This window comes from Nitrospirillum amazonense (genome assembly GCF_029594735.1).
In the GTDB taxonomy this organism is placed as follows: domain Bacteria; phylum Pseudomonadota; class Alphaproteobacteria; order Azospirillales; family Azospirillaceae; genus Nitrospirillum; species Nitrospirillum amazonense.
This window is the reverse complement of sequence record NZ_JARPAF010000001.1, coordinates 728,896-742,584: the sequence shown is the minus strand read 5'-3', so window position 1 is coordinate 742,584 and position 13,689 is coordinate 728,896. Positions and strand designations below refer to the sequence as shown.

Sequence of the window (13,689 nt, the reverse complement as noted above, 5' to 3'; positions counted from 1 at the left end):
AAAGGAAAGGGTGGGGAAGGAAACGTCATGCGCCTGAAACGACTGTTGCCCCTGGCCGCCGGCCTGATGCTGACCGCAGCCCCTGTGCTGGCGCAGCAGGCGCCCCCGCAGGCCGCCCAAATGCAAGTGGCCCTGACCATGGACGACCTACCGGTGCACGGCCCCCTGCCGCCCGGCCTGACCCGGGCGGAGGTGGCGACCCGCGTGCTTGCGGCCTTCAAGGGCGCCGGCGTGGCGGAGGTCTACGGCTTCGTCAACGCCAAGGGCCTGGCGGACGAGGGCGACGATGCCGCCCAGGTGCTGGCCCTGTGGCGCCAGGCCGGCTATCCGCTGGGCAACCACGTCTATGCCCATGACGACCTGCATGGTCACGACGTGGCCGCCTTCACCGCCGCGGTGACGGCGGATGAGGCGGCGCTCACGCAGTACATGGGCCCAGGAAGTGGAAAGAACACCGATTGGCACTGGCTGCGCTTCCCCTATCTGCACATCGGCGAGACGCCGGAAAAGCGGCGGGAGGTCGCGGCCTTCCTCAAGGACCACGGCTATCGCGTGGCCGAAGTGACGCTCAGCTTCAACGACTACATCTACAACGCGCCCTATGCCCGCTGCATGGCCAAGGGCGACCAGGCGGCGGTGGCGCAACTGCGCAAGAGCTATCTGGACCGGGCGGCGGAATCGCTGGCCATCGGGCGGCAGCAGGCCCAGGCCTTGTACGGCCGCGATGTGCCCCACGTCATGCTGCTGCATATCGGCGGGTTTGAGACGGTGATGCTGCCGGAACTGCTGTCGCTGATGAAGGCCAAGGGCGTGGCCTTCGTGCCGCTGGCCGAGGCGGAGGCGGACCCCGTCTACGCCACCAACCCCGACACGCCATCCAATGGCACCGGCAGCCTGCTGGACCGGGAAATGACGGCCCGCAACCTGCCGCAGCCGGCGCACAGCGCCGACCCGTCCACCTGGCTGGATGGCCTGTGCCGCTGACACCCCTAGATTCAGGAAATACCCCCATGCGCCTCCGTTCCCTACTCCTGGCTGGTGCCCTGCTGGCTTCCACCACGGTTCATGCCGCCCCCCAGAATGTTGACCAGTTCACCACCCGGTGGGTGGGCAGCTGGATGGCGTCCGCCCAGGCGGGCGGCGCCGATTCCACGCCGCCCGCGCCGGGTTTCACCGACGCCACCCTGCGCCAGGTGGTGCACCTGACCTTAGGCGGCGCCCGCGTGCGCTTCCGCCTGTCCAACGCCTTCGGCACGGCGCCGCTGACCATCCCCGGCGCCCATGTCGCCCTGTCGGCGAAGGAGGGAAAGACGCCCAGCGCCGCCATTCGCGCCGGCAGCGACCACGCCCTGACCTTCAACGGCCAGACGTCCGTCACCATTCCGGCCGGCGGCATGGTCTGGTCCGACCCAGTGGACATGGCTGTGCCCGACATGGTGGACCTGGCCGTCAGCCTGCGCCTGAAGGACGTGCCAGCCACGGTCACTGGGCATCCGGGGTCCCGCGCCACCAGCTACATCGCCACCGGTGACGCGTTGGACGCTGCCGATCTGCCAAACGCCGCGACGGTCACGCACTGGTATATCCTCACCGGCGTGGACGTGCAGGCGCCGGCCACGGCCAATGCCGTGGTCGTGCTGGGCGACAGCATCACCGACGGGCGCGACAGCACCACCGACGGCAACGGCCGCTGGACGGACGCCCTGGCCCGACGCCTGCTGCAGGGCAAGAGCCCGGTGGGCGTGCTGAATGCCGGCATCGGCGGCAACCGCCTGCTGCTGGACGGCATCGGCCCCCGCGCGCTGGACCGGCTGGATCGCGACGTGCTGGACCAGACGGCGGTGCGCTGGGTCATCGTGCTGGAGGGCATCAACGACCTGGCGACGGCCCTTAAGGCGGCGGAACGCAAAGAGGTGGGGGCGACACCGGAGGCCATCATCGACGCCTACCGCCAGATCATCGCCCGCGCCCATGCGCGCGGCCTGCTGGTCTATGGCGCCACCATCCTGCCCTGCCAGGGCATCGGCTATTGCGACCCGGCCATGGAGCCCAACCGTCAGAAGGTCAACGCCTGGATGCGCGGCAGCGGCGCCTTCGACGCCGTCATCGACCTGGACCGCACGCTCCAGGATCCCAAGAATCCCGGCCATCTCTTGCCGGAGGCCGATGGCGGCGACCATCTGCATCCGGGCGATACCGGCTATCGCCTGATGGCGGAGGGTACGGACCTGGCGCTGTTCGCGAGGTGACGGCTTACAAGCCAGGCGGGATCTTGGCCAGGATGCCGGAGCGGAAGGGACCGGGGCGGTCGCCGCGCATCAGCACGCCGGTCTCGCTGGCGGCATACTGTGCCGCCAGGTCCAAGGCGGCGGCGGCGGTCTCGGGCGTCGGCGCCTTGTCGCAGAACAGGTAGCTGGGCTTGCCCGGGCCGGACAGGGCCACGGTGCAGGCGCGGTCGCAGCCGCTCATGCACTCCACCCCGTTCAGGGCCACCTGGTCGCGGCCCGGCCAGTCGGCGTGCAGGGCGGCCACGGCCTCGTACAGCAGGCGGCCGTCGCGCACGGCCTCCGGCAGGGCGCCCTTGGGCCGGCAGGTGACGCAGATGTGAAGAGTGTGGGCAGGGGCGGGGACGGTCGGGGACGCTTCGCTCACCGGGGACTTCCTCAAGGCTTGAACGCGGTGCGACTATGGGCTCGGCCGTGCGGCGGGCGTCAAGGGGATACGCCGTATATTCATCACAGGCGCGGCGGTCGCCGGCAGTTATAAGACGGCTTCCACGCCCCCGAGGATTCGGCCTGATGCCCAGCATGCCTGTCGAGATTTCCGCGTCCCGCGCCCGTCATCTCTGGCTGGCGGCCCAGCGTCTGCTGGAACCGACCCCCTTCGGCGCGGGCCCCCAGGCCGTGAAATTGGCGACCGAGCACCTGGGTTATGTCCAGATCGACACCATCAACGTCATCGAGCGCAGCCACCACCACATCCTGCAGACGCGCATCCCTGACTACGCCCGGGCGGACCTGGCGGCGGCGCAGTCGGTGGACAAGTCGGTCTTCGAATACTGGGCGCACGCCCTGGCCTACATCCCCACGGCCGACTATCGCTATTTCGCGCCGGACATGCGCCAGATGCGCGACAACCCGCCGGCCAACTACGCCGCCATCAACCGGCGCGATTACAACGCCCTGCTGCGCCGCATTGGGGAGGAGGGCGCGCTCAGCATCCGCGACATCGACGATGAGGTGCTGGTGGAGAAAGAGCATCTGTGGGCCAGCCGCAAGCCGTCCAAGCGCCTGCTGAACTTCGGCTTCTACAACGGGGACCTCACCATCTCCCGCCGCGACGGCATGCTGAAGGCCTATGAGCTGACCGACCGTCATTTCGGCTGGGAGCGGCGGCCCCGCCCGGCGACGCCGGGGCAGGTGGCCGACTATCTGTTGAGCCGCGCGCTGCGCAGCCAAGGGGTCGTCAGCCTGGATTCCATCTGCTACGGCAATTTGGGCCTGAAGGCCCAGGTCTTGCCCTTGATCGAGAAGGCGGTACGTGCCGGCCGCCTGGCCCAGGTGAGCATTACCGGCGCGGAGAAGGTGCCCCACTGGGCCGAGGCCGCGGCGCTGGAAGGCGGGCAACCGCCGGTCCCCGCCGGCCTGGTTCACATCCTGTCGCCCTTCGACCCGCTGGTCATCCAGCGCAAGCGGCTGGAGGCCATCTTCGGCTATGTCCATCGGTTCGAGGCCTATGTGCCGGCGGCCAAACGGGTGCTGGGCTATTTCGCTCTGCCGGTGCTGGTGGGGGATGAGATCGTGGCGGCCCTGGACCTGAAGACCGACCGCCAGGCCGGCCGCCTGTTGGTGCAACGCTGGACCTGGATGGTGCCGGAACGGCCGGATCTGAAGGCCGCCATCGAGGAAGCGCTGGGCCGGTTCCAACGCTTCCAGCTGGCGCCCTCACTCCTGCCGGCTTGAGGGCAGCGTTTCCAGGAGCGGCCGGGCCAACTGCAGCACCTGATAGGTCACGGCCGTGGCCGGCGGGTTCGAGGGCGCCTCCGCGGCCAGGCGAACCCGGGTCAGGGTCCAGGCGCGGGTGTCCACCCCCACGGCGGAGGCCACGATGTCCTCCCCCTCCGCCACCTCACGGTTCAGCGCGATTTCATCGGCCCACAGCCCGCCCAGGGCGGTGTCCATCGAGATGGGCGCGTTGTCCACCACGGCGTAACGGGCGTCGCGGGCGCGGCCCTTGCGCGCGTCCAGCGCGACGCGCACATCGATGTCCGCCCGGCCGAAGGTATCGGTGACGGCCTTATAGTGGTTATGTACCAGGAAATCGCGGAAGGCTGCGTCCTGCCGCCACAGGTACAGGGAGGAATAGGCGTTGGCGATGGCGCCGTGCCTGCCTGCCTCCCGCAGCAGGAAACCCTTGAAGTACAGTTCGGGCATGGCGGCCCAGCGGGCGGCGTTGGTCTCGGCCCGCTTGCGCAGGATGTCCAGGTCGTAGTCGGCCGTCAGGCGGTGGCTGTAGTGCGCGATCAGCATCGGTTGTCACTCCCGTGGTGGCGATATTTGGCCCGTGGTGGCGATATTTGGCCCGTGGTGGCGATATTTGGGAGGATAGCGGTGCCTGGATGATCACATAATCACATGAATGAATATTTCAGTAATTGCTGTTTGAAATGATTAAGCTGCCGGCTCTTGCGCCGTTCGCCGCAGGAAATCCACCAGCGCCCGCACCGCCGGTGGGGTGTGGCGCTGTTTAGGGTAGTACAGGTACCAGCCGGGAAAGGGGGGTGAGTATTCCTGCAACAGCGGCACCAGGGCGCCCCGGTCGATCAGCGGCTTCATCCACCGGTCCGACCAATAGGCGAAGGCGATCCCTACCCCTTGCGCGGCGGCGGCCAAGGCCGTGTCGCGATGGGACACCACCAGCGGCCCCTCCACCGCCACGGCGAACCAGCGGCCGTCGGCCTGGAATTCCCAATTGTACAGCTTGCCGCTGCCGGGCTTGCGCCAATTGATGCACCGATGCGTGTGCAGGTCGGCGGGTGTGCTGGGCCGGCCGTGGCGGGCGATATAGTCGGGGGAGGCCACCGCCACCTGATGCAGGTCAGGTCCCAGCTTCGCCGCCACCATGTCCTTGGCCAGCAATTCGCCCAGGGTGATGCCCACGTCGAACCCGGCTTCCACGATGTCCACCACCGCGTCATCGATGGCCAGCTCCAGCACGATGTCGGGATATGTCTCGTGGAAGCGCCCCAGCACCGGTTCCACTAGCGTGGCGGCCGCCAGCCGGGGCATATGCAGGCGCACCGTGCCGGTGGCCGTGCCGCGCATATTGCCGACGTCCGCCACCGCCGCCTCCATCTGTTCCAGGGCCGGCTTGAACCCCGCCAGCAGCCGCGCGCCCGCCTCCGTCAGGGCGGTGCTGCGCGTGGTGCGGTTGAACAGGGCGACGCCCAGCCGTTCCTCCAGCCCGCGGATGGTCTGGCTGAGGGCCGACGGGGTGACCCGCAATTGGGCCGCGGCGCGGGAGAAGTTCCCCTGTTCGGCGATCATGGCGAAGGCCCGCAGGTCGGCGAATTCACTGCCGCGCATTCTATCTCTCCAGCTAACAGGCGCATCGAGTTTATGTAGCATACCGCAGATCCGGCGGCTGTGGCCCACTCCCGCGCATTCTCAAACCAGCGCTGGGGTGTCCCCATGGTCCAATCGAAGATTTTCTTGATCACCGGCGTCAGCAGCGGCTTCGGCCGCGCCTTCGCGGAAGCGGTGCTGGCGGCCGGCAATACTGTCGTGGGTACCGTTCGGCGCGCGGCGGACGCCCAGGCCTTCACCGCGCTGCACGATACCCGCGCCCGCGCCATCCCTCTGGACATCACCGATACCGACGCCATCGCGCCGGCCGTGGCGGGGGTGGAGCGGGATGTTGGCCCCATCGCCGTTCTGGTCAACAACGCCGGCTATGGCCACGAAGGCATCCTGGAGGAATCACCGCTGGCGGAAATGCGCCGGCAGTTCGACGTCAACGTCTTTGGCGCCGTGGCCATGATCCAGGCGGTGCTGCCGTTCATGCGCCGGCGGCGGGCCGGGCACATCGTGAACATCACTTCCATGGGCGGCTTCATCACCATGCCCGGCCTGGCCTACTATTGCGGCAGCAAGTTCGCGCTGGAAGGCGTCAGCGAGGCGCTGGCGAAGGAGGTGCGCGATCTGGGCATCCGGGTGACGGCGGTGGCGCCGGGTTCCTTCCGCACCGATTGGGCCGGCCGCTCCATGGTCCGTTCAGCCCGCGCCATCGCGGACTACGACAGCCTGTTCGACCCGGTGCGCCAGGCGCGGGAGGAGAAGAGCGGCCGCCAGGCCGGCGACCCCGCCAAGGCGGCGCAGGCGCTGCTCACCCTCGTGGAGGCCGAGGCTCCGCCGACACATCTGTTGCTGGGCACCGACGCCCTGGCCCTGGTGCGCGACAAGCTGACGGCGCTGGAGGCCGAGATCACCGCGTGGGAGGACCTGACGCGGTCGACGGATTTCGATTAGGCGGCGCAGCCATCCTTGTCGGACGCCGTCTCGGGGCCCGACGCCGTTTCGGGAAAGGTCGCCGCCAGGGTGGTCAGCGCCACGGCGGCGGCGGCGCCCAGCGCCAGGAACGTGAGGCGGTAGCCGAAATGGTCGACTAGCATGCCGGCGGCCAGGCCGCTGACGGCCGCACCCATGCCCTGCACAGTGGCGATGACGCCCAGCGCCAGGTTGTAGCGGCCGGTGCCGCGCATCAGGTCCGCTGCCACCAGGGGCGTCAGGGCGCCATGAATGCCCGCGCCCACGCCGTCCAGCAACTGCACCGCCACCAGCCAGGCGCTGTTGTCCGACAGGGTATAGAGCACGGCGCGGATGGGCAGGATGGCGAAGCCCACCAGCAGCAGGGGCTTGCGTCCCCAGCGGTCCGCCCGCCAGCCGCTGACGAGCGCCACCGGCAGCATGACCAACTGCGCCGCGATGATACAGGCAGACATCAGGGCGGTGGCCCAGGTTGGGTTGGCGGCGGCCAGCTTCTGCCCCACCAGCGGCAGCAACGGGGCGTTGGCGAAGTGGAACAACAGGGCGCAGAAGCTGAACACCATGAGCGGCCGACATCCCACCACGGCGCGCCAGGCGGGTGGGCCGCCCCCGGCCTCATTCCCATCGGCCCCTGTGGCGCGCTGATGGTCAATGGCGCGTCCGGGAATGGACAGGACCGCGACAATGGCCAGGACGGCGAACACCGGCCCCAAAAGGAAAACGGACCGCTGGCCGAACAGCCGGCCGACCGCCCCGGCAACCAGGGCGATGAAGACGTTGCCGGCATGGTCCCAGGCGGCGTTGCGACCCATGCGGGCCGCCAATTGCTGCTGCGCGAACAGGCCGAGGGTCAGCGCCGCGACGGCGGGGCCCAGCACGTCACCGACGGCGGCCAGGACGCTGTTGGCCACCAGCACGGGCCAGAAGTCCGGCCAGGCGTAGATGACGCCGGTGCCGGCCGCCAGGACGACCAGAGCCGCCACCATCACGGCGCGCTTGGCCGTGGTGGCGTCGATGGCCGCCCCCGCCGGCGTCTGCGCCACGAGACCGACCAGGCCGCTGACCATGGTCATGACGCCAACGGCCGACTGGCTCCAGCCCTGCTGGGTCACCAGGAAGACGTTGAGGAAGGGACCCAGGGCGCCGCGCACGTCGGCCAGCAGGAAATTGATCGCGTCCAGCGAGACGGGATGGAAGCGGCGGCGGGGGGAGGCTTCGGTCATGGCGGTCCTGGCCGGGGGAGGCGGTGGGACCAGAAACCTAGGGGCCGCGTCACCGCATGACCATCGAACCTTGGACTGAGCCATGGCGGCGGACGATCTAGGCGGCCGACCGGCGGCCCTAGGGCTGAAGGATCAGCACCAGGTAGGTGCAGGGCCGCTCGCCCCGGTTCTCGAACACGCAGTCGGCCGGCGGGCCCAGTTCCAGGCTGTCGCCGGCCGCCAGCCGGTGCTCGGTGTCGCCCTCGGTAAAGGTCAGTTCGTTGGTCAGCACGTGGATGATGTGGCGGGTGAAGGCGTAGGCCGAGGCGGGGAAGGGCACGCGCGCGCCGGCCGGAAGGTCGATATGCACCAGTTCCAGCGGCATGTCGGACCCCGGGGGCGGCGCCACCAGGCGGCGGACATAGCCGGTGGCGGGGTCGCGCCAACTGCGCTGCTCGCCCGCGCGCAGCAGGCGGCGGCGTCCGTCATCCTCCGCCCGGGCCAGCAGGGCCGACAGAGTCAGGCCGAAGGCGCCCGATAGCCGGCCGAGAAGTGAGGCGGTGGGGCTGCTTTCCGCCCGCTCGATCTTGTTGATCATGGCACGCGACACGCCGGCGCGGTCCGACAGGTCGGTCAGCGACCAGCCGCGCGCCTCACGCTCCACCCGGATGCGGGCGCCCAGCCGCGCGTCCAGTTCATCGCCGTTTCCCGTCATGTGTTATCGAACCCCACTTGCCGACATCGGTATCGTATCACATAGTGGACGTCATGAAACTATAGTGAACGGACTTCTCGCATGACCCAGACCGTTACCATCCGCCCGGCCACCGTGGACGATCTGGAAGGCATCCGCGTCATCTACAACCACGCGGTCGTGCATACGACGGCCATCTGGAACGACGTGCAGGTGGATCTGGAGAACCGCCGCCAGTGGTTCGAGGCGCGCATGGCCCGGAATTTCCCGGTGCTGGTCGCGGTGGCAGAGGGGGAGGGGCAGGGGCAGGGGCAGGTGGTGGGCTACGCCGCCTATGGCGATTGGCGCCCCTTCGACGGTTTCCGCCACTCGGTGGAGAATTCCGTCTATGTGGCGCCCCAGGCCCAGGGACGCGGGGTGGGGGAGGCGCTGCTGCGCGCCCTGGTGGCGTGCGCGCGGGAACGCGGCATCCACCGCATGATCGCGGCCATCGCCAGCGAGAACGCCATCTCCATCGCCTTGCACGCCAAGGTCGGCTTCCGCACCGCCGGGGTCTTCTCCGAGGCGGGCACCAAGTTTGGCCGCTGGCTGGACCTGACTTTCATGGAGCTGGCGGTCGGCGGGGGCCAGCCGACCTGAGGCGGGCCCCCATCCTCCACAAGCCTCAGTTCATCGTCGGGATCACGAAGCTGGCGCCTTCCTTGGTGCCGGAGGGCCAGCGCGAGGTGACCGTCTTGGTCTTGGTGTAGAAGCGGACGCTGTCCGGACCGTGCTGGTTCAGGTCACCGAAGCCCGAGCGCTTCCAGCCGCCGAAGGTGTGGTAGGCCAGCGGCACGGGGATGGGCACGTTCACGCCCACCATGCCCACGTTCACCCGGTTGGTGAAGTCGCGGGCGGTGTCGCCGTCGCGGGTGAAGATGGCGACACCGTTGCCGTAGGCATGCTCGTTGGGCAGGCGCAGCGCCTGCTCATAGCTGTCGGCCCGCGCCACGGACAGCACCGGGCCGAAAATCTCGTCCTGGTAAATCCTCATGTCCGTGGTGACGTGGTCGAACAGGCTGCCGCCGATGAAATAGCCGTTTTCGTGCCCCTGCATCTTGAAACCGCGCCCGTCGACCAACAGCTTGGCCCCTTCCTTGACGCCGGTATCGATGTAGCCGCGCACCCGCTCCAGCGCGTCGCGGGTCACCAGGGGGCCGTAGTCGGCGCCCTCATCGGTGGACAGGCCGACGCGCAGGGATTCCACGCGCGGCACCAGCCGTTCCACCAGGGCCTCGGCGGTGGCCCGACCCACCGGCACGGCCACGGAAATGGCCATGCAGCGCTCACCCGCCGAGCCGTAGCCGGCGCCGATCAGTGCGTCCACCGCCTGGTCCAGGTCGGCATCGGGCATGATGATCATGTGGTTCTTGGCGCCGCCGAAGCACTGGGCCCGTTTCCCGTGTTCCGCCGCCGTGGCGTAGATGTAGTTGGCGATGGCGCTGCTGCCGACGAAGCCAACGGCCTGTATGCGCGGGTCGGTCAGCAGCGTGTCCACCGCTTCCTTGTCGCCGTTCACCACGTTGAAGACGCCCTCGGGCAGGCCCGCCTCCAGGAACAGTTCCGCCAGGCGCAGCGGCACCGACGGATCGCGCTCCGACGGCTTCAGCACGAAGGCGTTGCCGCAAGCGATGGCTGGGGCGGCTTTCCACAGCGGGATCATGGCCGGGAAATTGAAGGGCGTGATACCCGCGACCACGCCCAGGGGCTGGCGCATGGAGTAGACGTCGATGCCGGGGCCGGCGCTGTCGGTGTACTCCCCCTTCAGCAGGTGGGGGATGCCGATGGCGAACTCCGCCACCTCCAGCCCGCGCTGGATGTCGCCCTTGGCGTCGGCAATGGTCTTGCCATGTTCGGAGGACAGCAGCCGCGCCAGGCTGTTCATGTCGCGGTTCACCAAGTCCACGAACTTCATCAGCACGCGGGCGCGGCGCTGCGGGTTGGTGGCTGCCCAGGCCGGCTGGGCCGCCTCGGCGGCGGCGATGGCGGCCTCCACCTCGCTTTTCGAGGCCAGCGGCACCTTGGCCTGCACCTCGCCGGTGTTGGGGTCGTAGACGTCGCCGAAGCGGCCGGACGTGCCCGGCACAGGACGGCCGTTGACGAAATGGGTCAGTTCCCGGGTCATGCGCGTTCCTCCTGCTATGGTTGTTTTGCACCAGTTAAGCATTCATATTCCTGCACGTACAGGGCGCTGATTTCGCCCTCGGCTGTGCGGGAATTCCCATATGGAAAGCTCATTTGACTGGGACGCCCTGCAGTCCTTCCTGGCGGTGGTGCGGGCGGGCAAGCTGACGGCGGCGGCCCGCCGCTTGGGCGTGGACCATTCCACCCTCAGCCGCCGCATCGCCGACCTGGAACGCACCCTGCAGACCCAGCTGTTCACCCGCAGCGTCCAGGGCTATGCCCTGACGCCCCAGGGGGAGAAGCTGCTGGCCTCGGCCCAGGCCATGGAGTCCGTGGCACTGGGCATCCTGGGGGAGGTGGCGGGCTCCAGCCTCAAGGTGGCAGGCAGCGTGCGCATCGGCGCACCCGACGGCTTCGGCACCGTGTTCCTGGCGCCGCGCCTGGGCGACCTGGGGGCGGCCCATCCGGATTTGCTGGTGGAACTGGTGACCACGCCCCGGCTGTTCAGTCTGACCAAGCGCGAGGCCGACATCGCCATCGGCCTGGCGCCCCCGCGCGAGGGCCGGTTGCACGCCCGCAAGCTGACGGACTATCAGCTGGGCCTGTACGCGGCGCAGGATTATCTCGACCGGCGGGGGGCGCCGCAGCGGCGGACCGATCTGCGCGACCATCGCCTGATCGGCTATATCGGCGAGCTGATCTACGCGCCGGAACTGGACTACGTGCCCCTGATCGAAAAGGATCTGGCGCCCAGCATCACCAGTTCAAACCTATTGGCCCAATACCAGATGACCCTGGCGGGGCAGGGGCTGTGCGTCCTGCCCTGCTTCATGGCGGGGCAGGAGCCGCGACTGCGCCGGGTTTTGCCCGAGACGGTATCCCTGACACGTTCCTTCTGGCTGATCGTCCATTCCGACCTGCGCGCGCTGGCGCGGGTGCGCATCACCTCCGACTTCATTGTCGAGGCGGTGAGGGCCGCCCGCGCCATGTTCACGCCGGACGTGTAGATCCGATGGCCGGGTCGGTGCTGGCTGGCCAATCGCCGTCGGCGCGACCGGCCAGGCGGCGTTGGACATGGTCGCCAGTGATGACCAAATCGTACCAGCCGCCCGTGGGGCGCAGGGGCCAGCGCATGACGCCGCCCTCCGGCCCCGGCGTCCAGGGCCGGTGGTGATCCAGATAGGCGCCGGGCTGGATGCTCACGTCCGTGCCGGGGGCCACGGTAACGCGCAGGGCGTCGCCCTCCACCGCCCAGCTGACGCCGGCGGTGCCCGCGCGGGTACCGGTGAAGGCGCGGTGAAAGCCGTTGGGGCCGCGCACCCACAGGTCATAGGCGCCCTCGGGCCCGGTCAGGTGCCAGTCCCCCGATAGCGTGCGGCCGGCCTCTACGGTGTAGCGGCGCGGGATGGCGTCCAGCCGCAGCCGGTCATAGACATGGAACACGGCGCCCTGGCCCGCCCCGGCGGAGAAGTCCAACCGCAGGGTGCCGGTGGTCGCATCAACGTGGCCGGCGACCTCCAGCGCGTAGCGCAGCCGGCGCGACGGCCGGATCCCGGCCTCCTGCACCGGACGGGGCGGGGCTACCGGCGTTTCCGGCACCGTCTGGCCGACGATGGCGCGGGCGCGGTCGCGGGTGGGCACCGTGTCGGGCAGAGGCGCCAGCTTGGCGTTGGGCGTCTTGAAGTCGAAGGCGGTCAGCAGGTCGCCGCACACCGCCCGCCGCCAGGCGGAGATGTTGGGTTCCATCACGCCGAAGCGCCGCTCCATGAAGCGGATGATGGAGGTGTGGTCCGCCACCTCCGAATGCACCCAGCCGCCGCGCGACCAGGGGGATAGGATATAGCAGGGCACGCGCGGCCCCAGGCCGTAGGGCCGGCCGCGCAGGTTCAAATCGTCGCCATCGGCGCCGGGGGCTTTCAGGCGGTGATAGTCGTCGTCCGTCGCCGCCGTGCTGGCGCCGGCGAAACCACCGGGGGCGTCCGGGTCGGGAGAGGGCGGGGCCGGTGGCGGAACATGGTCGAAGAAGCCGTCATTCTCATCGAAGGTGATGAACAGCACGGTGCGCGCCCACACCTTGGGGTTGGCGGTCAGCGCGTCGATGACCTGGGCGGTGTAGGCCGCCCCCTGCGCCGGGCTGGAGGGGCCGGGATGCTCCGACCCTTCCTCCGTGCCCACGACCCAGGAGATCTGGGGCAGTCGGTCGGCCAGCACATCCTCGCGCAGCTTGTCCAGCGCCCGGGTGGACAGGCCCTTTTCCCGCAGCACGGCGCGTGAGCCCGGATCGCCACGGTAGGCGGCGCGGTATTGCAGGAAATTGGCCAGCGGGTTGTCGCCGAAATTGTCGGCCATGTCCTGGTAATGGCCCCAGCTGATGCCCGCCGCCTCTAGCCGCTCCGGATAGGTCGTCCAGGAGAAGCGCGGGGTGCTGGCCGCATCCGGCTTCGTCAGGTCGTCGTCGGGGTTGTCGATGGCCGGGCCACCGCCCTTGCCGTGCGGGTCGTTGGTGCCGGTCCACAGGAACAGGCGGTTGGTGTTGGTGCCGGTGTGCATGGCGCAGTGGTAGGCGTCGCAGATCGTGAACGCCTCCGCCATGGCAAACTGGAAGGGAATGTCCTCCCGCGTGTAATAGCCCATGGCGCGCTGGGTCTTGGCCTCCGGCCAATGGGCCATGCGGCCGTTGTCCCAGGCCGCCTGGGCATTGGCCCACTGGTGCGGCGTTCCCAACATGCGCATCAGATCGAAATGCGCCTTGGTCGACAGGTGGAAGGGATTGACCAGGCGCGGGTGCGGGTCGGTACGGTCGCGCTGGTCCCATACGGTTAGGGGCTGCCCATCCGGGCCCGGCGGCACCGGGATGGGGAAGCGGTCGCCGAAGCCGCAGACACCCGAGAGGGTGCCGAAGTAATGATCGAAGCCCCGGTTTTCCTGCATGAGCACGACGATGTGGGCCACATCCTCGATGGTGCCGGTGCGCACATCAGCAGGGATGGCGGCGGCGCGGGCCAGGGCGGGGGGCAAGCCGGCCAGGGCGGCACCGCCCAGCGCATGGCGAAGAAGCGAACGGCGATCCATCATGATGGGCGGT

At 69.1% G+C, this 13,689-nt stretch carries 13 protein-coding genes; 6 read left to right on the top strand and 7 right to left on the bottom strand.

Going from position 1 to position 13,689, the window contains the following annotated elements; all coding sequences use genetic code 11:
• Window positions 1–27 precede the first annotated feature (27 nt).
• Complete coding sequence (locus tag P5F91_RS03110; RefSeq protein ID WP_277906469.1) at window positions 28–984, top strand: polysaccharide deacetylase family protein; 957 nt, start codon at window positions 28–30, stop codon at window positions 982–984.
• 26 nt (window positions 985–1,010) lie between these two features.
• Window positions 1,011–2,249, top strand: coding sequence for an SGNH/GDSL hydrolase family protein (locus P5F91_RS03105; RefSeq protein ID WP_277906468.1), 1,239 nt, complete (start codon window positions 1,011–1,013; stop codon window positions 2,247–2,249).
• 4 nt (window positions 2,250–2,253) lie between these two features.
• On the opposite strand, the gene P5F91_RS03100 is transcribed toward P5F91_RS03105, so the two are convergent.
• Complete coding sequence (locus tag P5F91_RS03100) at window positions 2,254–2,652, bottom strand: DUF1636 family protein (protein WP_186454880.1); 399 nt, start codon at window positions 2,650–2,652, stop codon at window positions 2,254–2,256.
• A gap of 146 nt (window positions 2,653–2,798) precedes the next feature.
• On the opposite strand from P5F91_RS03100, the gene P5F91_RS03095 reads away from it, so the two are divergent.
• Window positions 2,799–3,962: a winged helix-turn-helix domain-containing protein gene (locus P5F91_RS03095; protein ID WP_145612505.1), complete on the top strand. Its 1,164-nt coding sequence runs from the start codon at window positions 2,799–2,801 to the stop codon at window positions 3,960–3,962.
• Here P5F91_RS03095 and P5F91_RS03090 read toward each other — a convergent pair.
• Window positions 3,945–4,529: a DUF4865 family protein gene (locus P5F91_RS03090; RefSeq protein WP_277906467.1), complete on the bottom strand. Its 585-nt coding sequence runs from the start codon at window positions 4,527–4,529 to the stop codon at window positions 3,945–3,947. The genes P5F91_RS03095 and P5F91_RS03090 overlap by 18 nt on opposite strands.
• Before the next feature lie 141 nt (window positions 4,530–4,670).
• Window positions 4,671–5,585, bottom strand: a complete 915-nt coding sequence (locus tag P5F91_RS03085) for a LysR family transcriptional regulator (protein WP_277906466.1) — start codon at window positions 5,583–5,585, stop codon at window positions 4,671–4,673.
• A gap of 105 nt (window positions 5,586–5,690) precedes the next feature.
• On the opposite strand from P5F91_RS03085, the gene P5F91_RS03080 reads away from it, so the two are divergent.
• Window positions 5,691–6,527: an oxidoreductase gene (locus tag P5F91_RS03080; protein WP_277906465.1), complete on the top strand. Its 837-nt coding sequence runs from the start codon at window positions 5,691–5,693 to the stop codon at window positions 6,525–6,527.
• Here the strand turns inward: P5F91_RS03080 and P5F91_RS03075 are convergent.
• Together P5F91_RS03075 and P5F91_RS03070 are read right to left on the bottom strand one after the other, a co-directional pair.
• Complete coding sequence (locus P5F91_RS03075; RefSeq protein ID WP_277906464.1) at window positions 6,524–7,768, bottom strand: MFS transporter; 1,245 nt, start codon at window positions 7,766–7,768, stop codon at window positions 6,524–6,526. The genes P5F91_RS03080 and P5F91_RS03075 overlap by 4 nt on opposite strands.
• Window positions 7,769–7,886: 118 nt before the next feature.
• Window positions 7,887–8,462, bottom strand: a complete 576-nt coding sequence (locus tag P5F91_RS03070) for a helix-turn-helix domain-containing protein (protein ID WP_145612510.1) — start codon at window positions 8,460–8,462, stop codon at window positions 7,887–7,889.
• Between the two features lie 81 nt (window positions 8,463–8,543).
• Between P5F91_RS03070 and P5F91_RS03065 the strand changes: the two genes are divergently transcribed.
• Complete coding sequence (locus P5F91_RS03065) at window positions 8,544–9,080, top strand: GNAT family N-acetyltransferase (RefSeq protein WP_277906463.1); 537 nt, start codon at window positions 8,544–8,546, stop codon at window positions 9,078–9,080.
• Window positions 9,081–9,105: 25 nt separating this feature from the next.
• Here P5F91_RS03065 and P5F91_RS03060 read toward each other — a convergent pair whose 3' ends face one another.
• Window positions 9,106–10,605: a CoA-acylating methylmalonate-semialdehyde dehydrogenase gene (locus P5F91_RS03060; protein WP_277906462.1), complete on the bottom strand. Its 1,500-nt coding sequence runs from the start codon at window positions 10,603–10,605 to the stop codon at window positions 9,106–9,108.
• Window positions 10,606–10,705: 100 nt separating this feature from the next.
• On the opposite strand from P5F91_RS03060, the gene P5F91_RS03055 reads away from it, so the two are divergent.
• On the top strand, window positions 10,706–11,611 hold the full coding sequence (locus P5F91_RS03055) for a LysR family transcriptional regulator (protein WP_277906461.1): 906 nt from the start codon (window positions 10,706–10,708) through the stop codon (window positions 11,609–11,611).
• Here P5F91_RS03055 and P5F91_RS03050 read toward each other — a convergent pair.
• Window positions 11,595–13,679: a phosphocholine-specific phospholipase C gene (locus tag P5F91_RS03050; RefSeq protein WP_277906460.1), complete on the bottom strand. Its 2,085-nt coding sequence runs from the start codon at window positions 13,677–13,679 to the stop codon at window positions 11,595–11,597. The genes P5F91_RS03055 and P5F91_RS03050 overlap by 17 nt on opposite strands.
• Window positions 13,680–13,689: the final 10 nt, after the last annotated feature.

Coding starts and splice junctions, on each gene's coding strand:
- P5F91_RS03110 (WP_277906469.1), top strand. CDS start 28: ATGCGCCTGAAACGACTGTTGCCCCTGGCCGCCGGCCTGATGCTGACC.
- P5F91_RS03105 (WP_277906468.1), top strand. CDS start 1,011: ATGCGCCTCCGTTCCCTACTCCTGGCTGGTGCCCTGCTGGCTTCCACC.
- P5F91_RS03095 (WP_145612505.1), top strand. CDS start 2,799: ATGCCCAGCATGCCTGTCGAGATTTCCGCGTCCCGCGCCCGTCATCTC.
- P5F91_RS03090 (WP_277906467.1), bottom strand. CDS start 4,529: ATGCTGATCGCGCACTACAGCCACCGCCTGACGGCCGACTACGACCTG.
- P5F91_RS03085 (WP_277906466.1), bottom strand. CDS start 5,585: ATGCGCGGCAGTGAATTCGCCGACCTGCGGGCCTTCGCCATGATCGCC.
- P5F91_RS03080 (WP_277906465.1), top strand. CDS start 5,691: ATGGTCCAATCGAAGATTTTCTTGATCACCGGCGTCAGCAGCGGCTTC.
- P5F91_RS03075 (WP_277906464.1), bottom strand. CDS start 7,768: ATGACCGAAGCCTCCCCCCGCCGCCGCTTCCATCCCGTCTCGCTGGAC.
- P5F91_RS03070 (WP_145612510.1), bottom strand. CDS start 8,462: ATGACGGGAAACGGCGATGAACTGGACGCGCGGCTGGGCGCCCGCATC.
- P5F91_RS03065 (WP_277906463.1), top strand. CDS start 8,544: ATGACCCAGACCGTTACCATCCGCCCGGCCACCGTGGACGATCTGGAA.
- P5F91_RS03060 (WP_277906462.1), bottom strand. CDS start 10,605: ATGACCCGGGAACTGACCCATTTCGTCAACGGCCGTCCTGTGCCGGGC.
- P5F91_RS03055 (WP_277906461.1), top strand. CDS start 10,706: ATGGAAAGCTCATTTGACTGGGACGCCCTGCAGTCCTTCCTGGCGGTG.
- P5F91_RS03050 (WP_277906460.1), bottom strand. CDS start 13,679: ATGATGGATCGCCGTTCGCTTCTTCGCCATGCGCTGGGCGGTGCCGCC.